We start from the raw sequence: 17,690 nt of genomic DNA, 5'->3' as shown, positions 1-17,690 counted from the left end.
AGTGATCTCTGTGGGGTGCCCGTCGTTACCGGCCGCCGGGTCAGGCAGCGGTCATCACATGCTCGATGCCCAGTGGCCGGTGCGGAGCGATGATCTGCCCGTCGGGCAGCAGTTCACCGGTGTCCTCGAAGAGCAGGACGCCGTTGCACAGCAGACTCCAGCCCTGTTCGGGGTGGTGCGCCACCAGGTGGGCGGCTTCCCGGTCGGCGGAGTCGGCTGTCGGGCACGGTGAGGAGTGCTGGCACATGGCAGGGATCTTTCGCTGTGGTGTGAGTGTCCTGCGGCTTGACATGATGTTCACAACCGCCCCCCGTATTCCTTTCCTTGGTCGGTTCCAGTGTTACCCGCGGAATGGTGTTTCGCAGGAATTTCGCTGTACCCGCCCTTCCGGGGTGATGACGCACCACTCTTGCGGACGGTTGCCGTCAAGAGGACGGCCCCTTCGGGTGGTTCCCCATGGCCGTAGCGGACTAGTCCGGCCGGGCCGGAGCGGTGGTGCGGTGACGGCGCACCGGCGCGCCCCGCGGCCGGGGGAGCCGCGGGGCGCGAGTGTTCGGGGCGAAGAGCCGGGTGTTCAGGCGGCCGGTGAGGCCGTCGCGTCCAGCAGGGGCGCCACCCGGCCCAGCCGGAGGGTGAGCACCGGCAGCAGGTCCGACACCCGGTGCGGGTGGTGCGCGGCGATGCCGGGAGGCGCGGGCGCGAGGGGGACCAGCAGGTCCGTGGGGGCGGGCTGGCCCTCCGCGGGGTCCGCGGCGGTGTCGCCGTGCAGCCACAGCGTGAGCATGTAGAGCTCGGGCACCGACAGCAGACGCGGCTGGTACACGCCCGACAGCGCCTCCGCCTGGCGCAGGGCCTGCTCGGTCGAGGAGAGGTACGGGCCCCCGAAGAAGTGGGAGAAGGCCCAGCCGTCCGGCGTGGGCTTGGTCTCGGCGGCGGCCACCGCGCGGCCCCCGCTCCGCACCAGGAAGCGCCACGCGGCCAGGCGGGCCGGCGGTGGGCCTTCCTGCCGGGTGATCCCCTCCAGGACATGGACCGGCAAGGGCGATTCCGGGGTCAGCGGCCCGGGGTGCGAGCGGAGCACCGGCGCGGCGGCCGGGGAACCGAGGGCCGCGAGGGTGCTGTGCTGGGCGGGCCTGGGTGCCTGGAGGGAAAGCAGCGGCATGATGGGTCGCCTCTCACTTCGGAGACACGGGTGATGCTGGGCAAGTGCGGACGGCAATGTCAGCGTGGCGCGGGGCGGAAGAGGGGCCGGAGCGGAGAATGCCGGCGACACGTACTCTCTGCCCGCGTACCCGGAGTTTATACGGTGCGTGTTCACGGCGCGTTTCGGCTAGCCGACGCGCGTATTACGGGCAAGACTGAAACCGGACCGCGATGGTGGGGGAGTTCCACCATTCTGTCCGTTCGCAAAACCCGTGGCCTTGTGTTACGCCGTGGCAGCCGGTCGGCCGAATCTTGCTGGTGTTTTTCACCACACCTTTGTGCCGTGCCCGTCCCGGCCCTCTTTATGCCGATGGAATGTGCCCCCGGGGTGTACTGCGCATCCTAGCGGGCAGATGCTGTCCGCCGGGGCGTTGTGGTCCGGCCGGCCGGGCATCATCCCGGGCACCGGTGCACTGGAGGAGGGACCCTTCGATGGGCGAGAAGGTCGAGGCGGACGGGTTCGACCTGGCGGATCCGCAGCGCTACCGCACCAAACTGCACCAGTGTCTGGAGGGTCTGGGGCGGCTGCTGGAGGAGAAGAGGTTCGACCGCCCGAGGAATCTGATGGGCGTGGAGATCGAGCTGAATCTCGCCGGCGAGGACGGCATGCCGCGCATGATGAATGCGGAAGTGCTCGAGCGCATCCGGAGCGGGGATTTCCAGACGGAGTTGGGGCAGTTCAACCTCGAAGTGAATATCGTGCCGCACCGGTTGTCCGGCCGCGTTCTCGATCAGCTTGCCGAGGAGATCCGCACCGCCCTCGCATATGCCGACCGCAAAGCCCGGGAAGTGGACGCCGGGATCGTGATGATCGGAATTCTCCCGACCCTGGCCGGTCCGGACCTCGTCTCCGCGAACCTGTCCGCGGCGGACCGCTACACCCTGCTCAACGAGCAGATCCTGGCCGCACGCGGGGAGAACCTGGTGCTCGACATCGAGGGCGTCGAACGGCTCCATTACACCAGCGCCTCGATCGCCCCCGAAGCCGCCTGCACCTCGGTGCAGTTGCACCTCCAGGTGACCCCCGGCCGCTTCGCCGCGGTGTGGAACGCCGCCCAGGCGGTGGCCGCCGCGCAGATCGCCGTCGGCGCCAACTCCCCCTTCCTCTTCGGCCGCGAGCTGTGGCGGGAGTCCCGGCCGCCGCTCTTCCTACAGTCCACGGACACCCGCGCCCCCGAACTCAAGGCCCAGGGCGTACGGCCGCGAACCTGGTTCGGGGAGCGCTGGATCGAGTCCGCGTACGACCTCTTCGAGGAGAACGTGCGCTACTTCCCCGCCCTGCTGCCGATCTGCGACGAGGAGGACCCGCTCAAGGTCCTCGACGAGCAGGGCGTCCCCGGCCTCCATGAACTGGTGCTGCACAACGGCACTGTCTACCGCTGGAACCGGCCGGTCTACGACATCAGCGACGGCCGCCCCCATCTGCGGGTGGAGAACCGGGTGCTGCCGGCCGGGCCGACCGTCGACGACGTCATCGCCAACGCGGCCTTCTACTACGGACTCGTCCGCGCCCTCGCGGAGGAAAACCGGCCGGTGTGGACGCGGCTGCCCTTCGGTGACGCGTCCCGGAACTTCGACGCCGCCTGCCGGTACGGCATCGACGCCACCCTCCGCTGGCCGCGCCGGGGCCGGGGCGGAGCGGTGACGGACGTGCCCGCCCCGCGCCTGGTCCGGGAGGAACTCCTGCCGCTGGCGGCCGCCGGCCTCGACGCCTGGGGTGTGGAGCCCGCGGACCGCGACCACTATCTCGGCATCATCGAGGAGCGCTGCCGGCGGCGGGTGAACGGCGCCTCCTGGCAGGCCGAGGCATTCCGCCGGGCGCGGGAGCGGGGTCTCGGCCGGCAGAGCGCGCTGGCCGCGGCCACCCGGCGCTACGCGGAACTCGCGCGCACGGGCGAACCGGTGCACACCTGGCCCGCCGACCTGCCGGACTGAGCCCGGGCCCGGCCCGGCCCGGCCCGGGCCGCTCCGTCGTCGTTCACGCGGGCGTACGGTGCGGGGCGGGCCGGGGAGTCCGGCGGACCCGCGCTGGTGGCGCCGCTTCCCGGCCGTGTAGAAAAGGGGAACGCGGCGGACCGGAGGCGGGTTGTGCGGGCAGAGTCGGGCGGTGCGGCCGGGGTGCCGCGCGAGGAGAAGACGCCGGCGCCGTGGGTGCTGCGGCAGGAGACACTGCTCGTGCTGGCACTCTCCGTCGGCGCCAGTGCGCTCTCGGCGGTGATCAGCTTCACCGGCTCCGTCACCGCGCCCGGCGATCTGCAGGACCGGGCGGCCACCCTCAACGGCTCCCAGGCGCCGGGCCGTCCCTGGCTCGACCTGGCCTGGCAGCTGTTCGGCATCGCCACCGCGCTGGTGCCCGTCGCCCTCGTGGCACATCTGCTGCTCCGCGAGGGTGCCGGCGGACTGCGGGCGCTCGGGCTGGACCGGCGGCGGCCCGGCTCCGACCTCGGCCGCGGCGCGCTCGTGGCGGCGGCCATCGGCGGCACCGGACTGCTGTTCTATCTGGCGGTGTGGGCGACGGGGGCCAACCTCACGGTGGTGCCGGAGTCGCTCCCCGACGTCTGGTGGAAGTTCCCGGTGCTCATCGCCTCGGCGGTGCAGAACTCCCTGCTGGAGGAGGTCGTGGTCGTCGGCTATCTGCTGCGCCGCCTCGGGCAGTTGGGCTGGACCCCGGCGGCGGCGCTCCTCGCGAGTTCGGTGCTCCGCGGGACGTACCACCTCTACCAGGGCATCGGCGGATTCGTAGGGAACCTGGTGATGGGCGTCGTCTTCGTGCTCCTCTACCGGCGCTGGGGGCGGATCGGGCCGCTGGTCGCCGCGCACGCGCTGATCGACATCGTGGCGTTCGGCGGCTACGCGCTGCTGGCGGGCGAGGTCGACTGGCTGCCGACCCCGCCCTGACGGACCCGCTCGTCCGGCCGGGCGTACGACCGGACGGGCGTGGCCCGGAGCACCGGACGTCCGGGTCTCAGTCCGGGGCGGTCAGCAGCTCTCCGTCGATGACGGTGACCGCCCCGCCGGACAGCAGGGTCCGCTCCCCGCGCAGCGCCGTGCGCACCAGCCCCGTGCGGGCGGACGCCTGGAGCCCCGTCAGCTCCTCGCGGCCCAGCCTGGCGGACCAGAAGGGCGCGAGCGCGGTGTGGGCGCTGCCGGTCACCGGGTCCTCGTCGATCCCGACCGCCGGCCCGAAGAAGCGGGAGACGAAGTCGTAGCCCGCCGACGGGTCCCCGGCGGCCGCCGTCGCGATGACGCCGCGGTGGCCGAGCCGGGCGAGGGCGCGGAAGTCGGGGGCGAGGTCCCGCACGGCCCGCTCGCCGGGCAGTTCCACCAGCAGGTCGCCGACGGCCGGTCCGGTGTCGTGGGCGGACACCGGCCGTGCGCCGAGTGCTTCCGGCAGCTCCGGGGGCACGTCGACGGCGGTGAGCGGCGCGGTCGGGAAGTCCAGGGTGATGACCCCGTCGTCCCCGGTGGCCGCGGTGAGGACGCCGCCGCGGGTGGTGAAGCGGACCGTCCCGGTGGCGGTGCCGGTGGTGTGCAGGACGTGCGCGGTGGCCAGGGTCGCGTGGCCGCAGAGATCCACCTCCGTGACGGGGGTGAACCAGCGCAGCGCCCAGCCGGCGTCCGCGCCGGGGCCGAGGCGGTGGGCGAAGGCCGTCTCGGCGAGATTGACCTCGGCGGCCACGCGCTGGAGCCACCCGGCGCCGGGGAAGCCGTCCCCGTCGAGAAGGACGACCCCGGCGGGGTTGCCGGCGAACGGGCGGTCGGTGAAGGCGTCGACGATACGAATCCTCATGGGCGGCACCCTAGGCCGGGGCGGAGGCGGCGCACCAAGGCCACTGGGCGGCCGGTGGCCTTGGTGCGCCGGCCCGGGGGCGGCGTGCGGTGGCGGCCATGGGGGCGGCATGGCGGCATACCGGTGGTCCTTCCCCTCGTGGCCGTCGGCCGTCCTTCCGCCGTTCTTCCCGCCTCCTCCCCAGTGCTCTCCCGGCGCGTCCGCCCGCCGGGCGCGCCCCCGGTCCGCGCGGTGCTCTCCTCCGTGAGGAGGAGATGCCGAACGGAGCCGCCCGTCCCAGGGCGTAGGCGGAGATGAGCCCCCGCGCGGATGCCGGAGCGGCCGGGAACTGATGGGGTGGAAGGGTGCACAACCGTACGTCGCAGACCGCGTCCACCTGTCCCCTCCGCTCCGCCCGCCCGGCCGGGCCTGCCGGGTTCCGCGTCGAACCGGCGTCCGTGGCCTCCGGTGCCCGCCGGCGCGCCGTCCGCGACGGGGACCGGCAGACGGACACGGCGCATCTGCTGCACAGCCTGCTGGATTACGACCCGGACGTACGGGCCGCGTTCGACGGCGGCCCGGCCCAGGTCCTGCGTCTGCGCGGCTATCTGGCCCAGCGAAGCATCGGCTACGGGCTGCGCTGGCGGGGCGCGGCCGAGGGGTCCCAGGCGCCGTTCCGGGCCCGTGCGGGCGGTACGACGCCGCTCTCGCCGGCGGCCGCCGCGGCCGTGGAGGGCGCGTTGACGCGGGCCCGCGCCCGGGGAGCCGACCGGGCGACGGGTGCGGACCTGCTGGCCGCCCTGGCCGCCGACCGGGAGTGCCGGGCGGTGGAGGTGCTGCGCCGGGTCGGCGTCGACCCGGAGCGGCTGGTGGCCCGGCTGGAGTGCGGCGCCGTCCGGGACGGCGGCTGAGCGGCCGGCCGGGTCCGTGCCGGCTGCCCGGCTGCCCGGGGCGCGGGGTGACGGCGGCCGCGGGCGGATCCGCGGAGGGGCGTCCCCGGCGGGACGGACTTCGCCGGGGACGCCGGGGCGAGGGCGGGTCAGCAGGTGACGACCTTGCCGTAGGAACCGATGCGCCAGTGGCCTGTCCAGGTCTCACCGTGCTGGTAGGTCAGGCACGGGAGGTCCCTGCCGCGCTTGATGACCACCTTGACGTGCATGGTCCGGCCGCAGGTGTTCGTGACGGTGACCTTCTTCCGGTGCTTGACCACGTCCCGCCGGACGCAGGCCGGGGCGGTGCCCCGCGCGTCGGCCGCCGCGGCCGGGGCCGTCCGCTCCGCGGTTCCGGCGGGTGCCGCGACCGCGGTGGCGGCGGGGAGGGCGAGGCCGCCGGCGAGGGCCGCGGTGGCGGCGGTGAGTGCGAGACGCCTGCGGGCGGTCCCGGTACGTGTGTTCGTCATGGGTCCGGAGTCCTTTCCGATGGTCCGTTGGACGGACGGTCTGGAGGCCCGGCGCGTGCGGGAGCCCGCCCGGCCCGGCCCTGCTTCCGGTGACGAGACTGGGGGTACGGAACCCGAACTGTCCAGAATGAACAGGGAAATGACGCAATCGTGGGACATGCGATTCGCTGAACTGCGGGGACGTTCGCCAGTGGGACGGTTTCCCGGGACGTCCCGGGCGCCGCCCGGTGCGTCCGCCCGGGCCGCCCGGGGTCGCCGGGGTGGCCGACAGGTGTCAATGACGGTGACATTCATGACGCCATCCGACGGTGCTGACATGATGAGCGGATGCAGACGTCCCGTGGAAGATCCGCCGGTCTCGGGCTCGCCCTCGTCTCGGCACTCGCCTTCGGCGGCTCGGGTGTGGCGGCCAAGCCGCTGATCGAGGCGGGCATGACCCCGCTGCACGTGGTGTGGCTGCGGGTCGCGGGCGCCGCACTGGTGCTGCTGCCCCTCGCCTGGCGCCACCGCGGACTCCTGCGCCGGCGTCCCGCACTGCTCACCGGCTTCGGCCTGCTGGCCGTCGCCGGGGTGCAGGTCTGCTACTTCGCGGCGATCTCGCGCATCCCGGTGGGGGTCGCCCTGCTCGTGGAGTATCTGGCTCCGGCCCTGGTCCTCGGCTGGGTCCGGTTCGTGCAGCGGCGGCCGGTGACACGGGCGGCGGCGCTCGGGGCCGTCCTCGCCGTCGGCGGCCTGGCCTGTGTGGTGGAGGTCTGGGCGGGGCTCGGCTTCGACGCCCTCGGGCTGCTCCTCGCGCTCGGCGCGGCCTGCTGCCAGGTCGGCTACTTCGTGCTGTCCGACCACGGCAGCGGCGGTGACGACACGGCCGACCCGGCCGGTGTCATCGCGTACGGATTCCTGATCGGCGCTGCCGCGCTGACCCTGCTCGCCCGTCCGTGGGGCATCGACTGGCACCTCCTCGCCGGGCGGGCGGAGCTGGCGGACGCGGCGGTGCCCGCGGCGCTGCTGCTCGGCTGGGTGGTCCTGGTCGCCACCGTCCTGGCCTATCTGACCGGCGTGGTGGCCGTACGGCGGCTGTCGCCGCAGGTGGCCGGGGTGGTGGCGTGCCTGGAGGCGGTCGTCGCCACCGTCCTCGCCTGGGTGCTGCTGGGGGAACACCTGTCCGCGCCCCAACTGCTGGGCGGAGCCGCGGTGCTGGCCGGTGCCCTCATCGCCCAGAGCTCGGTGCCCAAGGACGGCGCGGGGGTGGTGGCCCGGACGGCGGAGCCGCCCTCCCCGGCACCCGCGGAGGGCCGGTCCGTCCGCGAGGGGACCGGTTAAGGTGCTCTCCGTGCGTCTCATGGTTCTGCCGCCTCCCCCCGCGTAGGGCGGGCGGCCATCCCGGAGGACCAGCCCGGCCGGCTGCCGGGCCGGTCGTCGCTGCCCGCGTCAGGAAGTCCCGCGGCCACCGTCCTCGTCTTCCGTGGAGAACCTCACGTGCGCTCCAAGTCTCTTCTCACCTCGTCCGTGCCCGCGTCCGGCCTGTCCGTGGGCCGGGCTCTCGTCTTCCTCGCCGTGGCCGGCGCGGCCTGGGGCACCGTCGGAGCGGCCGCCGCGCTGCTGCACGGCCTCAGCGACCTCGGCCCCGTCGCGCTGTCCTTCTGGCGCTGCGCCGGCGGGCTCGTCCTGATGCTCGGCTGGTCGGTGCCGGCCGCCGTGCGGCCCGCGCGGCGGATGCCGGGGGCGCCCGAGCCCGCGGGCCGGCGGTGGCTGCGCATCCTCGGCACCGGCTGCGGGATGACCCTGTTCCAGACCGCCTACTTCGCCGCGGTGCTGGAGACCGGGCTCGCGGTCGGCACCGTGGTGACCCTGGGAGCGGGCCCGGTCCTGATCGCTGTCGGCGCCCGGCTGCTGATGGGGGAGCGCCTCGGACGCGGCGGCCTGGCCGCGGTGGCCGGAGCGCTCGCCGGCCTCGTGGTGCTCGTCCTGGGCGGCGGCGGGGGCACGGTCCGTCCTCTCGGGGTGGGGCTGGCGCTCCTCTCCGCTGCCGGATACGCCGGGGTCGGCCTGCTCGCCCGATGGCTGGGGCGGCACGGGGCCCGGGCGGACCACCGCTCCACGACGACGTGGGCTCTCGCGGTCGGGGCGGTCTGCCTGCTGCCCTGGGGCCTGTCGGAGGGGCTGCTGCCGCACACCGGGGAACCCGGGCGGGTGCTCGGGCTGCTGGTGTACGTGGCCGCGGTGCCGACCGCGCTGGCCTACGCGCTGTACTTCGCCGGCGCGGCGGTCGTCCGGGCGGCCACCACCTCGGTCGTCATGCTGATCGAGCCGGTTGCCGCGGCCGTGATCGCGGTGCTTCTCCTCGGTGAACGTCTCACCGGGGCCATGCTGCTGGGCACCGGGCTGCTGCTGGCCGCGGTGACGGGGCTGGCTGTCGCGGAAACCCGGGCGGCCGCCCCGGTGCGCCCGGGTGCTTCCGGGCTCCGGGCCGCGCCGGTCCGGGGCCGCGTGACGGGTGGATCCCGTGTGCCCGCACGGGGCGGCCGGCGGTGGCTCAGCCGGAGGTGAGGTAGGCCGGGACGGCGACGGACGGGGCCAGGCCGGCGGCCGGCTGCGGGGTGCCGCGGGTGGTGGCGACCGGGAGGACCCCGCTCCAGTGGGGGAGGCCCAGGTCCCCGGGTTCGTCGTTCGGCCCGCCGGTGCGGATCTTCGCCGAGACCTCCCGCAGGTCCACGGAGACGACGGACGTGGCGGCGAGCTCCTTGGCGTTCGCCGGGCGCGCGTCCCGGGAGCGGCCGGGCACGGCCTGGTCGACCAGGGCGTTCAGGGCCGCCGCCCGCTCCTCCCGGCCGAGGACGCTCCGGGCGGTCCCGTGGACCACCACCGAGCGGTAGTTGACGGAGTGGTGGAAGGCGGACCGGGCCAGCACCACCCCGTCGACATGGGTGACGGTCACGCAGACCGGCAGGCCGGTCCCGCTCTCCTCCGTCTCGCGCAGCGGGCGGGAGCCGGTCGAGCCGTGCAGGTACAGGCGCTCGCCGACGCGGGCGTAGATCGTCGGGAGCACGACCGGCGCGCCGTCGCGGATATAGCCGAGGTGGCAGACCCAGCCCTCGTCGAGGATCGCGTGCACCACCTCGCGGTCGTACGAGGCGCGGTGGCGGGCCCGGGTCGGGGTGGTGCGCTCGCTCGGTCCGTAGGGGGCGGGCCCCGGCATGGCGTTCTCCTTTGCCTTAGTGCATAATGAGCTTTGTGCTAGGAGATTACCGGATCCGCGGGCGGCGCGCAGCCGAGATCGCGGCGAGCGTGGAGGAGGGCGTGGGCGCGGGCGCCCTCGCCCCCGGGAGGCGGCTGCCGCCCCTGCGGGAACTCGCCGGAGAGCTGGGCGTCAACCCGAACACCGTCGCCGCCGCCTACCGCCTGCTGCGGGACCGCGGGGTGATCGAGACGGACGGCCGGCGGGGCAGCCGCGTCCGCGCCCGGCCGGCCAGCACCGCGCGGGAGTCCATCCGGGTCGAGGCGCCCCCGGGCGGGCGCGATCTGTCCACCGGCAACCCGGATCCGGCCCTGCTGCCGCCACTGGGGCCCGCGCTCGCCGAGGCCGCCCGCCGCTGCGCGGGGCGGCCGGTCCTGTACGGGGCCCCGTCCGTGGACCCGGAGCTGGCGCGGGCCGCCCGCGCGGAGCTGGACGCCGACGGGGTGCCGGACGGGCCCGTCGGCGTCACCTCCGGCTCCCTGGACGCGATCGAACGCGTGCTCGCCGCGCATCTCCGGCCCGGCGACGCGGTGGCGGTCGAGGACCCCGGCTGGGGCAGCATGCTCGACCTCGTGCCGGCGCTCGGGATGCGGGCGGTGCCCGTCGCGGTCGACGACGAAGGGCCGCTGCCCGGCGAGGCCGACCGGGCGCTCCGGGAGGGGGCGCGGGCGCTCGTCGTCACCGACCGCGCGCAGAACCCGACCGGCGCGGCCGTGAGCGCGGCGCGGGCGGCGGAGCTGCGGGCCGTCCTGGCCCGCCATCCGCGCACGCTGCTCATCGAGGACGACCACGGGCACGGCATCGTCTCCCTGCCCCTCCACCCGCTGGCGGGAAGCGTGCCGCACTGGGCCTTCGTCCGCTCCACCGCCAAGGCGTACGGCCCCGACCTCCGGCTCGCCGTCTTCACCGGGGACGCGCTCACCACCGACCGGGTGCGGGGCCGGCAGCGGCTCGGCCCCGGCTGGGTCAGCCATCTCCTGCAGCACACCGTGACGGAGCTGTGGCGGTCCGGCGCGGTGGACCCGGCGGCCGTCGCCCGCTCCTACGGCGCCCGGCGCGAGGCCCTGGTGGCGGCGCTGCGGCGGCGGGGGGTCGCGGCGCAGGGGCGGAGCGGGATGAACGTCTGGGTGCCGGTCCCCGATGAAACCGGCGCGGTCGCCCGGCTCCTGAGGGCCGGCTGGGCCGTGGCCCCCGGCGCCCGCTTCCGCACGGCCTCGCGCCCGGGGGTGCGGGTGACCGTGTCGCCGCTGGCGCGGGACGAGATCGAGACGGTGGCCGAGGCGCTCGCGGCGGCCGCCGGCCCGCCCCCCGCGGAGCGCTACGCCTGAGGGCGGCGGCGCCGGCTCTGGGTGAGCGCCGCCCCGGCCAGCACGATCAGCGCTCCGGCCGGGACGTTCCAGTCGAGGCGCTCGCCGAGCAGCGCCACGCCGGCGGCTGTCGCGATGACGGGGATGAAGTACGTGACCATCTGCGCGGTCGTCGGCCCCACCTCGGCGACCAGCCCGTACTGGATGAGGAAGGCCGCACCGGTGCCGAGCGCGCCGAGCGCCGTCACGGCCAGCAGCGGCACCAGCGGGAAGGAGTCCGGGACGGAGGTGAACAGCGGGGTGACGACGGCCAGTTGAGCGGTGCCCAGCAGCAACTGGGCGCTCGACATCGCCAGATGGGAATCGGCCCGGCCCGCCAGGGTGCGGCGGACGTGGACCCAGCCGACGGCGTAGCTCGCCGAGGCGGCCAGGGCCATCGCCGTGCCCGCCGGGTCCTGCCCGGAGAAACCCTGCCAGGCGCCCAGCACGGTCAGCACACCGATGAAGCCCAGGCCGAGGCCCGCCACCCGGCGCCGGGTCGGCCGGTCCTCCGAGAGCGCGACCATCGACAGCGCCATGCCCCAGAGCGGGGTGGTGGCGTTGCAGATCCCGGCCAGCGTGGAGGAGATGGTCAACTCGGCGTAGGCGAAGAGGGAGTACGGCAGCGCGTTGAGGAAGAGGGCGGAGACGGCCAGGTGGCCCCAGGCGCGGGCGCCCCGGGGGAGGCGCTGCCGCCGCAGACCCAGCGCGGCCAGCAGCACCGCCGTCCCGAACACCATCCGCCCGAGGGTGACCTGCAGCGGGGCGTAGCCCTCCGTTCCCACCTTGATCAGCAGAAAACTGAAGCCCCAGATCAGCGAGAGGACGGCGAAGCGGATCCGCCAGTCGACGGCGGGGCGGCGGGCGGTGCCGCGGCCGGGGGCCGGGGCGGCGGGTGCGGAGCGGGAGTCGTCCGTCGTGGCGGGGGCGGTCATGGGCCCCACGATGCTCCGCGAGATCTCGTAGGACAAGCGAAAGAATCTGGACCCCACCGTTTAGCATCGCTTACATGTTGAACCTGGACCGGCTGCGCACCCTGGACGCCGTGGCCCGGCACGGCTCCATCAGCGCGGCCGCCGCCGGACTGCACGTCACCACCTCCGCCGTATCGCAGCAGCTCGGCAAGCTCGAACGGGACACCGGACAGCGGCTGCTGGCACGCAACGGCCGCGGCATCCGGCTGACGGACGCCGGCCGGCTGCTCGCCGAGCACGCGGCGCGCATCCTCTCCCAGGTCGAACTCGCCCAGGCGGACCTGGAGGCGCGGGCCGGGCAGCCCGTCGGCGAGCTGCGCATCGGCGCCTTCCCCACCGCGGCACGCGGCCTGCTCCCCGCGGCCCTGCGCACGCTCCGCGGGGAACACCCCCGGCTCCGGGTGCGGCTGCGCGAGCTGGAACCGGACGACGCCGTGCCCGGGACCGTCCGCGGCGACCTCGACCTGGCCGTCGTCCTCGACTGGTACAACAAGCCGCTCTCGCTGCCCGGCGGACTCACCAAGGCACCGCTGCTCGATGATCCCGCCGATGTCGCGATCCCCGCCGGCCACCGGCTCGCCGGCCGGGCCGAGGCGGAGCTGGAGGACTTCGCCGGCGACGAGTGGGTCTCCTGGCCGCAGGGCGAGTTCTGCCACGACTGGCTGATGCTGACCCTGCGCGGCAAGGGCATCGAGCCGCGGGTCTCCCACATGGCCGGGGAGCACCACACCCAGCTGGCCCTCGTCGCCGCCGGCCTCGGAGTCGCCGTCGCGCCGAGGCTGGGCCGCGGGCCCGTGCCGGAGGGGGTGCGGATGGTGCGGGTCCGCAGCGGGATGCGCCGGCACATCTACGCCGTCTGGCGGGCCGACGCCGACCGCCGGCCCGCGATACGGGCCGCCGTGGCGGCGCTGCGGCAGAGCGCGGCGGGTGCGCGGGACACGGGCGGAGCGGACACGGCGGACGGGGGTGCGGTGGGCGGAGAGTGCTGAGTGCCGGAGTCCGGTGAGCCCTCGGGGTCAGCCCTCCGCCAACTTGCGGAAGTCCCAGGAGGCGACGGCCTCCGGGGTGAGCCGCAGCCAGCCGTGCCGCCCGTCGTGCGGCAGCTCCTCCAGCCCGAAGTACTTGCCGGCGAAGAGCCGCTCGGGCGCGTCGAGTCCGGGGTGCGGTTCTCCGGTGCGGGGCACCTCCCCGACGAACTCCGCCGTCCCCGACAGCTCGGCGCCGCGCAGCTCCCCGTACTCCTCGCCGTCGTCCACGATCACCGCGAGCCGCGGGTCGTGGCGCAGCTGTGCCCAGCGGCGGCTGCGGGCCAGCGAGTAGAGCCAGAGGGACGTGCCGTCCCAGCAGAACCAGAGCGCGCTGACATGCGGACGGCCGTCCGCGCCGACCGTGGCCACCCGGCAGGTGCGCTGCCCGGTGAGGAAGGCGTCCAGCTCCTCCGGGCTCATCATGATCCGGCGGCCGCGCCGCTGGGTGGCGGTCATCGAGTCCGTCCTCCGTGCTGGTGGTGATCGGGCGTCCGGACAGCATGTGGGCTCGGGGCGGGGCGCGCAACGACGGTTCCGTCACGGGGACGGCGAGGGCGGAGGTGCCCCGGTGGGTGGGCGAGGCGGTGTTCGCGGCGCGGAGCCCGCCGCGGTGCGGGCTCCGGGGGAGACGCCGTGGGGGAGCCCCGTGCGACGGGGCGCGGGAGCGGCCGGAACGACAGCGCCCGCGGCGCTCCTCCCTGCTGGAGCGCCGCGGGCCCGCACCGCGGTCTTGTCCGGCCTTCCCCTCTTCCCGCCGCCTCCCCTTCTCCGTCTCTTCCGTCTTCTCCGTCCTGCCCCGTCCTGCCCCGTCCTGCCCGGCCGCGGCGGCCCCGGCCGCCCCGCCGGAAGGGCGGCCGGGGGCGGTCAGCCCAGCATCACCGCGTCACCCTGGACGGTGATCTTCGCGGGCGGCAGCGGCTTGGGTGCCGGGCCGGCCTTGACGCTGCCGTCGAGCGCGCTGTATTTGGCGCCGTGGCAGGGGCAGTTGATGAGGCCGTCGGTCACGTCCTTCACCGCGCAGCCCTGGTGGGTGCAGGTCGCGGAGAAGGCCTTGAAGTCACCGGCGGCCGGCTGTGTCACGACCACCTTCTGGTCCGGGAAGACCTTGCCGCCGCCCTCGGGTATGTCCGCCGTCTTCGCCAGCTCCGTGCCGCCCCCGGCCGCCTCCCCGCCGGTGCCCCCGCCGGCCTCGCCGGAGCCGGCACCGGCGTCCGCACCCGCCTCGGGCGCCGCGGCGCCGCCGTCCGGCTGCTGTGCAGGGGCGCCGGAGTCACCCGAGTCGCCACAGGCGGCGAGGGCCGCCGTGAGACCGGCGGCCCCGGCGGCTGTGACCACGGCGCGGCGGCTGGTGCTCCGCGCGGAGCCCTGAGATCCCGTCATGGTGAGTACGTCCCTTTCGCTGAGGCGCTGTGCGCGACCTGCCCCGGTGACGGCCGCTTGCTTCCCCCGACCTGTACGCAGCGGGGCCCCGGGGTGTTCAGCGCCGCCCGGGGCGCCGCCCGGCCCGGCCGCCGGGTCCGGCACCCGCGCACGGCGGTCCCCCGTAACCTGGAGAGATGCTGCGCGACGTCACCGCCACCCGCTACATCGCACCGCTGCGGGAGGGCGGTTCGCTGCCCGGCCTCGTCGAGGCGGACGACCTCGGCCTCTGGGTGGTGAAGTTCGCCGGGGCCGCGCAGGGCCGCAAGACCCTCGTCGCCGAGGTGATCTGCGCCGAGCTGGGCCGCAGACTGGGGCTGCGGGTGCCGGAGCCGGCCGTCGTCCGGCTCGACCCCGTGCTCGGGCTGGCGGAGCCCGACCCGGAGGTGCAGGACCTGCTCAAGGGCGGCGGGCCGAATTTCGGAGCCCGCTTCCTCTCCGGCGCGCTCGGCTTCGACCCGCTGGGGTGGGAGATGACCCCGGCCGACGCCGGCCGCGTCGTCTGGTTCGACGCCCTCGTGGGCAACGTCGACCGGTCCTGGCGCAACCCCAACCTGCTGGTGCGGCAGGGCGAACCCTGGCTGATCGACCACGGAGCCACCATGATCTGGCACCACCACTGGCCCTCGGCGCGGAAGGCCGCGGCACGGCCGTACGACGCCACGGACCACGTCCTCGCCCCGTTCCTCCCCGACGTCCGCCGGGCCGCGGCCGAACTCGCGCCCCGGGTGACCGCGGACCTGCTGGCCGAGATCACCGCCCGGGTGCCCGACGCGTGGCTGGACGGCGAACCCGGCTTCGACGGCCCGGAGCCGCTGCGCCGCGCGTACGCCGAGATCCTGCTGCGCCGGTCCGAGGCCGTCCACGAGAGCCTCCTGTCCGCCCCGGCGGGCGCGGGCGACGCCAGGGCGGCCCGGTGAGCGCGGGAGCGGACGGGCGCGACGTCTTCGAGTACGCGCTGCTGCGGGTGGTGCCGCGGATCGAGCGCGGGGAGTGTTTCAACGCGGGTGTCGCCGTCTACTGCCGGGCGCGTTCGCTCGTCGTGGCCCGGACCCATCTCGACGAGGCGCGGCTGCGCGCCCTGGACCCGCGGGCCGATGCCGCGGGCGTACGGGCGGCGCTGCGCGCGGCCGAGGAGTTCTGCCAGGGCGGCGGCGGGCGGGCCGCGGAGGAGGACCCGGGCCGGCGGTTCCGCTGGCTGGTGGCGCCGCGCAGCACGGTGCTGCAGCCCGGGCCGGTGCACACCGGGCTGACGGCCGACCCGGTTGCCGAAGCGGAGCGGTTGCTGGCGCTGCTGGTGCGGTGAGGCCCCGCGGCCCCCGGCCGCCCGCGACCGGGGTGCCTTTCGGCGCGGCTGCTCCCGGCCCGCGTGGGTTTCCGGCTCCGGCCGCCCCAGCGGCCCGCGGGCGGGTCCCGGCCCTGCCGGGTGCGCCTCCGTCGGAGGGTGCGGCCCTTCCCGGCTTCGCGCGGGTGCGTTTCCCTCCCTCTCGCCCGTTGCCGCTCGCGCCTCGCAGAGGCGCCGGGCGGGGTGCCGGTGTGGAGGCCCGGCGGGCCCGGCCGTCCGGGTGTGGCGCCCTTCCGGGCTGTGACATGCGCACCTTGGCGCGACAGGCCGTTGACACGGGGTGCCGGGGCTTCTAGCGTTTCGCCAAATGACCTACTAAGCGGTTGCTCACCCATCCGGCCGCACTCCCCGCGCCCGCCGGCGCGGGCGGCCGGACGGGTGAACCGGACCCGCATCCGAGCGCGAGGAGAACCCGCATGTCCACCACCGAGCAGCGCGTCGCCATTGTCACGGGCGGTGCCCGCGGCATCGGCGCGGCCACCGCCGTACGCCTGGCCGAGGAGGGCCGCGCCGTGGCCGTGCTCGACCTCGACGAGGCGGCCTGCAAGGACACCGTGGAGAAGATCACGGCCGCGGGCGGCACGGCCCTCGCCGTCGGCTGCGACGTCTCCGACGCCGGCCAGGTCGAGGCGGCCGTGGCCCGGGTCGCGGAGGAGCTCGGCGCGCCGGTCGTCCTCGTCAACAACGCCGGGGTGCTCCGCGACAACCTGCTCTTCAAGATGTCCGAGGGCGACTGGGACACCGTGATGAACGTGCACCTCAAGGGCGCGTTCCTGATGACCCGCGCCTGCCAGAAGTACATGGTCGACGCGAAGTTCGGACGGGTCGTCAACCTCTCCAGCAGCTCCGCGCTCGGCAACCGCGGCCAGGCCAACTACGCCACCGCCAAGGCCGGTCTGCAGGGCTTCACCAAGACCCTGGCCAAGGAACTCGGCAAGTTCGGCGTCACGGCCAACGCCGTCGCCCCCGGCTTCATCGTCACCGAGATGACCGCCGCCACCGCCGCCCGCGTGGGCATGGACTTCGAGGACTTCCAGGCCGCGGCCGCCTCGCAGATCCCGGTCCAGCGCGTCGGCCGCCCCGAGGACATCGCCAACGCGATCGCCTTCTTCACCGGCGACGCCGCCGGATTCGTCTCCGGCCAGGTCATGTACGTGGCCGGCGGCCCGCTCAACTAGCCAGCAGGGGAACGGAAACACATGACTGCCGACGTGCAGGACAGCGGAAAGACCGCGATCATCACCGGAGCGAGCCGCGGCATCGGTTACGGCATAGCCGAGGCGCTCGTCGCCCGCGGCGACCGGGTGTGCATCACCGGGCGCACCGAGGAGACCCTCAAGGAGGCCGTGGAGAAGCTCGGCTCCGACCGGGTCATCGCCGTGGCCGGCAAGGCGCACGACCCGGCCCACCAGGCGGAGGCCGTCGAGCGCACGATGGAGGCCTTCGGCCGGGTCGACTACCTCGTCAACAACGCGGGCACCAACCCCGTCTTCGGGCCGATCGCCGACCTCGACCTGAACGTGGCGCGCAAGGTGTTCGAGACCAACGTCGTCTCGGCGCTCGCGTTCGCCCAGCTCACCTGGAAGGCCTGGCAGCGGGAGAACGGCGGCGCGATCGTCAACATCGCCTCCGTCGCCGGCGTCTCCGCCTCGCCGTTCATCGGCGCCTACGGCATCAGCAAGGCCGCCATGGTGAACCTGACCCTCCAGCTCGCGCACGAGTACGCGCCGGCCGTGCGGGTCAACGCGATAGCCCCCGCCGTCGTCAAGACGAAGTTCGCGGAGGCGCTCTACGAGGGCCGGGAGGAGGAGGCCGCGGCGGCCTACCCGCTCAAGCGGCTCGGCACCCCGGAGGACATCGGCGGCGCGGCCGAGTTCCTGCTCTCCGACCGGGCCGGCTGGATCACCGGCCAGACGCTCCTCGTCGAGGGCGGCATCTTCCTCAACGCCGGCGTCGGCTGACCCCCGGGGCC

Annotated in this window: 19 protein-coding genes; 11 read left to right on the top strand and 8 right to left on the bottom strand. The window is 75.0% G+C overall.

From position 1 onward, the window contains the following. Positions 1-40 precede the first annotated feature (40 nt). A complete protein-coding gene (locus SXIN_RS01265; protein ID WP_019708264.1) occupies positions 41-247 on the bottom strand; it encodes a DUF5999 family protein in 207 nt (68 codons plus the stop codon). A gap of 327 nt (positions 248-574) precedes the next feature. Next, positions 575-1,162: a hypothetical protein gene (locus SXIN_RS01260; RefSeq protein WP_019708265.1), complete on the bottom strand. Its 588-nt coding sequence runs from the start codon at positions 1,160-1,162 to the stop codon at positions 575-577. Positions 1,163-1,635: 473 nt separating this feature from the next. Between SXIN_RS01260 and SXIN_RS01255 the strand changes: the two genes are divergently transcribed. Next, entirely contained in the window at positions 1,636-3,138 is a 1,503-nt protein-coding gene (locus tag SXIN_RS01255) for a glutamate-cysteine ligase family protein (RefSeq protein WP_095756441.1), read from the top strand. A 183-nt stretch (positions 3,139-3,321) separates the two neighbouring features. After that, positions 3,322-4,101 (top strand): CPBP family intramembrane glutamic endopeptidase, encoded by a 780-nt coding sequence (locus SXIN_RS01250; RefSeq protein WP_238153909.1) that lies wholly within the window; start codon positions 3,322-3,324, stop codon positions 4,099-4,101. A 67-nt stretch (positions 4,102-4,168) separates the two neighbouring features. Here SXIN_RS01250 and SXIN_RS01245 read toward each other — a convergent pair whose 3' ends face one another. Further along, entirely contained in the window at positions 4,169-4,993 is an 825-nt protein-coding gene (locus SXIN_RS01245) for a PhzF family phenazine biosynthesis protein (RefSeq protein WP_019708268.1), read from the bottom strand. A gap of 437 nt (positions 4,994-5,430) precedes the next feature. On the opposite strand from SXIN_RS01245, the gene SXIN_RS01240 reads away from it, so the two are divergent. After that, a complete protein-coding gene (locus SXIN_RS01240; RefSeq protein ID WP_420341029.1) occupies positions 5,431-5,883 on the top strand; it encodes a Clp protease N-terminal domain-containing protein in 453 nt (150 codons plus the stop codon). Between the two features lie 128 nt (positions 5,884-6,011). Here the strand turns inward: SXIN_RS01240 and SXIN_RS01235 are convergent, their stop codons facing one another. Continuing rightward, on the bottom strand, positions 6,012-6,371 hold the full coding sequence (locus tag SXIN_RS01235) for a hypothetical protein (protein WP_095756438.1): 360 nt from the start codon (positions 6,369-6,371) through the stop codon (positions 6,012-6,014). A 327-nt stretch (positions 6,372-6,698) separates the two neighbouring features. On the opposite strand from SXIN_RS01235, the gene SXIN_RS01230 reads away from it, so the two are divergent. Further along, positions 6,699-7,691, top strand: a complete 993-nt coding sequence (locus SXIN_RS01230) for an EamA family transporter (RefSeq protein ID WP_019707021.1) — start codon at positions 6,699-6,701, stop codon at positions 7,689-7,691. Between the two features lie 156 nt (positions 7,692-7,847). Further along, the gene (locus SXIN_RS01225) at positions 7,848-8,918 is read left to right on the top strand and encodes a DMT family transporter (RefSeq protein ID WP_192883538.1); all 1,071 of its coding nucleotides are present in this window, start codon (positions 7,848-7,850) and stop codon (positions 8,916-8,918) included. On the opposite strand, the gene SXIN_RS01220 is transcribed toward SXIN_RS01225, so the two are convergent. Beyond that, positions 8,905-9,567 (bottom strand): pyridoxamine 5'-phosphate oxidase family protein, encoded by a 663-nt coding sequence (locus SXIN_RS01220; RefSeq protein WP_019706544.1) that lies wholly within the window; start codon positions 9,565-9,567, stop codon positions 8,905-8,907. The two genes, SXIN_RS01225 and SXIN_RS01220, sit on opposite strands and share 14 nt — an antisense overlap. A gap of 35 nt (positions 9,568-9,602) precedes the next feature. On the opposite strand from SXIN_RS01220, the gene SXIN_RS01215 reads away from it, so the two are divergent. Next, a complete protein-coding gene (locus SXIN_RS01215) occupies positions 9,603-10,934 on the top strand; it encodes an aminotransferase class I/II-fold pyridoxal phosphate-dependent enzyme (RefSeq protein WP_095756437.1) in 1,332 nt (443 codons plus the stop codon). On the opposite strand, the gene SXIN_RS01210 is transcribed toward SXIN_RS01215, so the two are convergent. Beyond that, positions 10,925-11,923: a DMT family transporter gene (locus SXIN_RS01210; RefSeq protein WP_039820903.1), complete on the bottom strand. Its 999-nt coding sequence runs from the start codon at positions 11,921-11,923 to the stop codon at positions 10,925-10,927. The two genes, SXIN_RS01215 and SXIN_RS01210, sit on opposite strands and share 10 nt — an antisense overlap. Positions 11,924-11,961: 38 nt before the next feature. Here SXIN_RS01210 and SXIN_RS01205 point away from each other — a divergent pair, with 38 nt between their 5' ends. Continuing rightward, a complete protein-coding gene (locus tag SXIN_RS01205) occupies positions 11,962-12,915 on the top strand; it encodes a LysR family transcriptional regulator (RefSeq protein WP_095756436.1) in 954 nt (317 codons plus the stop codon). A 27-nt stretch (positions 12,916-12,942) separates the two neighbouring features. On the opposite strand, the gene SXIN_RS01200 is transcribed toward SXIN_RS01205, so the two are convergent. Both SXIN_RS01200 and SXIN_RS01195 read right to left on the bottom strand, forming a co-directional pair. Then, positions 12,943-13,410: a pyridoxamine 5'-phosphate oxidase family protein gene (locus SXIN_RS01200; RefSeq protein WP_019706660.1), complete on the bottom strand. Its 468-nt coding sequence runs from the start codon at positions 13,408-13,410 to the stop codon at positions 12,943-12,945. A gap of 408 nt (positions 13,411-13,818) precedes the next feature. Then, the gene (locus tag SXIN_RS01195) at positions 13,819-14,334 is read right to left on the bottom strand and encodes a Rieske (2Fe-2S) protein (RefSeq protein WP_095756435.1); all 516 of its coding nucleotides are present in this window, start codon (positions 14,332-14,334) and stop codon (positions 13,819-13,821) included. Between the two features lie 176 nt (positions 14,335-14,510). Here SXIN_RS01195 and SXIN_RS01190 point away from each other — a divergent pair, with 176 nt between their 5' ends. The 4 genes from SXIN_RS01190 (at position 14,511) to SXIN_RS01175 (ending at position 17,679) form a co-directional block, all read left to right on the top strand. Further along, positions 14,511-15,293: a HipA family kinase gene (locus SXIN_RS01190; RefSeq protein ID WP_019706440.1), complete on the top strand. Its 783-nt coding sequence runs from the start codon at positions 14,511-14,513 to the stop codon at positions 15,291-15,293. Next, the gene (locus SXIN_RS01185) at positions 15,290-15,679 is read left to right on the top strand and encodes a DUF3037 domain-containing protein (RefSeq protein WP_095756434.1); all 390 of its coding nucleotides are present in this window, start codon (positions 15,290-15,292) and stop codon (positions 15,677-15,679) included. The genes SXIN_RS01190 and SXIN_RS01185 overlap by 4 nt, the downstream gene beginning before the upstream one ends. Positions 15,680-16,134: 455 nt before the next feature. Further along, positions 16,135-16,896: a 3-oxoacyl-ACP reductase FabG gene (gene fabG, locus SXIN_RS01180; protein WP_095756433.1), complete on the top strand. Its 762-nt coding sequence runs from the start codon at positions 16,135-16,137 to the stop codon at positions 16,894-16,896. Positions 16,897-16,929: 33 nt separating this feature from the next. After that, on the top strand, positions 16,930-17,679 hold the full coding sequence (locus SXIN_RS01175; RefSeq protein ID WP_039820905.1) for an SDR family oxidoreductase: 750 nt from the start codon (positions 16,930-16,932) through the stop codon (positions 17,677-17,679). Positions 17,680-17,690: the final 11 nt, after the last annotated feature.

The sequence above is a fragment of the Streptomyces xinghaiensis S187 genome, assembly GCF_000220705.2.
Lineage (GTDB): Bacteria > Actinomycetota > Actinomycetes > Streptomycetales > Streptomycetaceae > Streptomyces > Streptomyces xinghaiensis.
The sequence above is the reverse complement of the archived record's forward strand: the minus strand, read 5'-3'. Positions and strand labels throughout refer to the sequence as shown.

Excerpts from the sequence above, each read along its gene's own strand:
- SXIN_RS01265 (WP_019708264.1), bottom strand. The coding sequence starts at position 247 with ATGTGCCAGCACTCCTCACCGTGCCCGACAGCCGACTCCGCCGACCGG.
- SXIN_RS01260 (WP_019708265.1), bottom strand. The coding sequence starts at position 1,162 with ATGCCGCTGCTTTCCCTCCAGGCACCCAGGCCCGCCCAGCACAGCACC.
- SXIN_RS01255 (WP_095756441.1), top strand. The coding sequence starts at position 1,636 with ATGGGCGAGAAGGTCGAGGCGGACGGGTTCGACCTGGCGGATCCGCAG.
- SXIN_RS01245 (WP_019708268.1), bottom strand. The coding sequence starts at position 4,993 with ATGAGGATTCGTATCGTCGACGCCTTCACCGACCGCCCGTTCGCCGGC.
- SXIN_RS01235 (WP_095756438.1), bottom strand. The coding sequence starts at position 6,371 with ATGACGAACACACGTACCGGGACCGCCCGCAGGCGTCTCGCACTCACC.
- SXIN_RS01230 (WP_019707021.1), top strand. The coding sequence starts at position 6,699 with ATGCAGACGTCCCGTGGAAGATCCGCCGGTCTCGGGCTCGCCCTCGTC.
- SXIN_RS01220 (WP_019706544.1), bottom strand. The coding sequence starts at position 9,567 with ATGCCGGGGCCCGCCCCCTACGGACCGAGCGAGCGCACCACCCCGACC.
- SXIN_RS01205 (WP_095756436.1), top strand. The coding sequence starts at position 11,962 with ATGTTGAACCTGGACCGGCTGCGCACCCTGGACGCCGTGGCCCGGCAC.
- SXIN_RS01200 (WP_019706660.1), bottom strand. The coding sequence starts at position 13,410 with ATGACCGCCACCCAGCGGCGCGGCCGCCGGATCATGATGAGCCCGGAG.
- SXIN_RS01195 (WP_095756435.1), bottom strand. The coding sequence starts at position 14,334 with ATGACGGGATCTCAGGGCTCCGCGCGGAGCACCAGCCGCCGCGCCGTG.
- SXIN_RS01190 (WP_019706440.1), top strand. The coding sequence starts at position 14,511 with ATGCTGCGCGACGTCACCGCCACCCGCTACATCGCACCGCTGCGGGAG.
- fabG (WP_095756433.1), top strand. The coding sequence starts at position 16,135 with ATGTCCACCACCGAGCAGCGCGTCGCCATTGTCACGGGCGGTGCCCGC.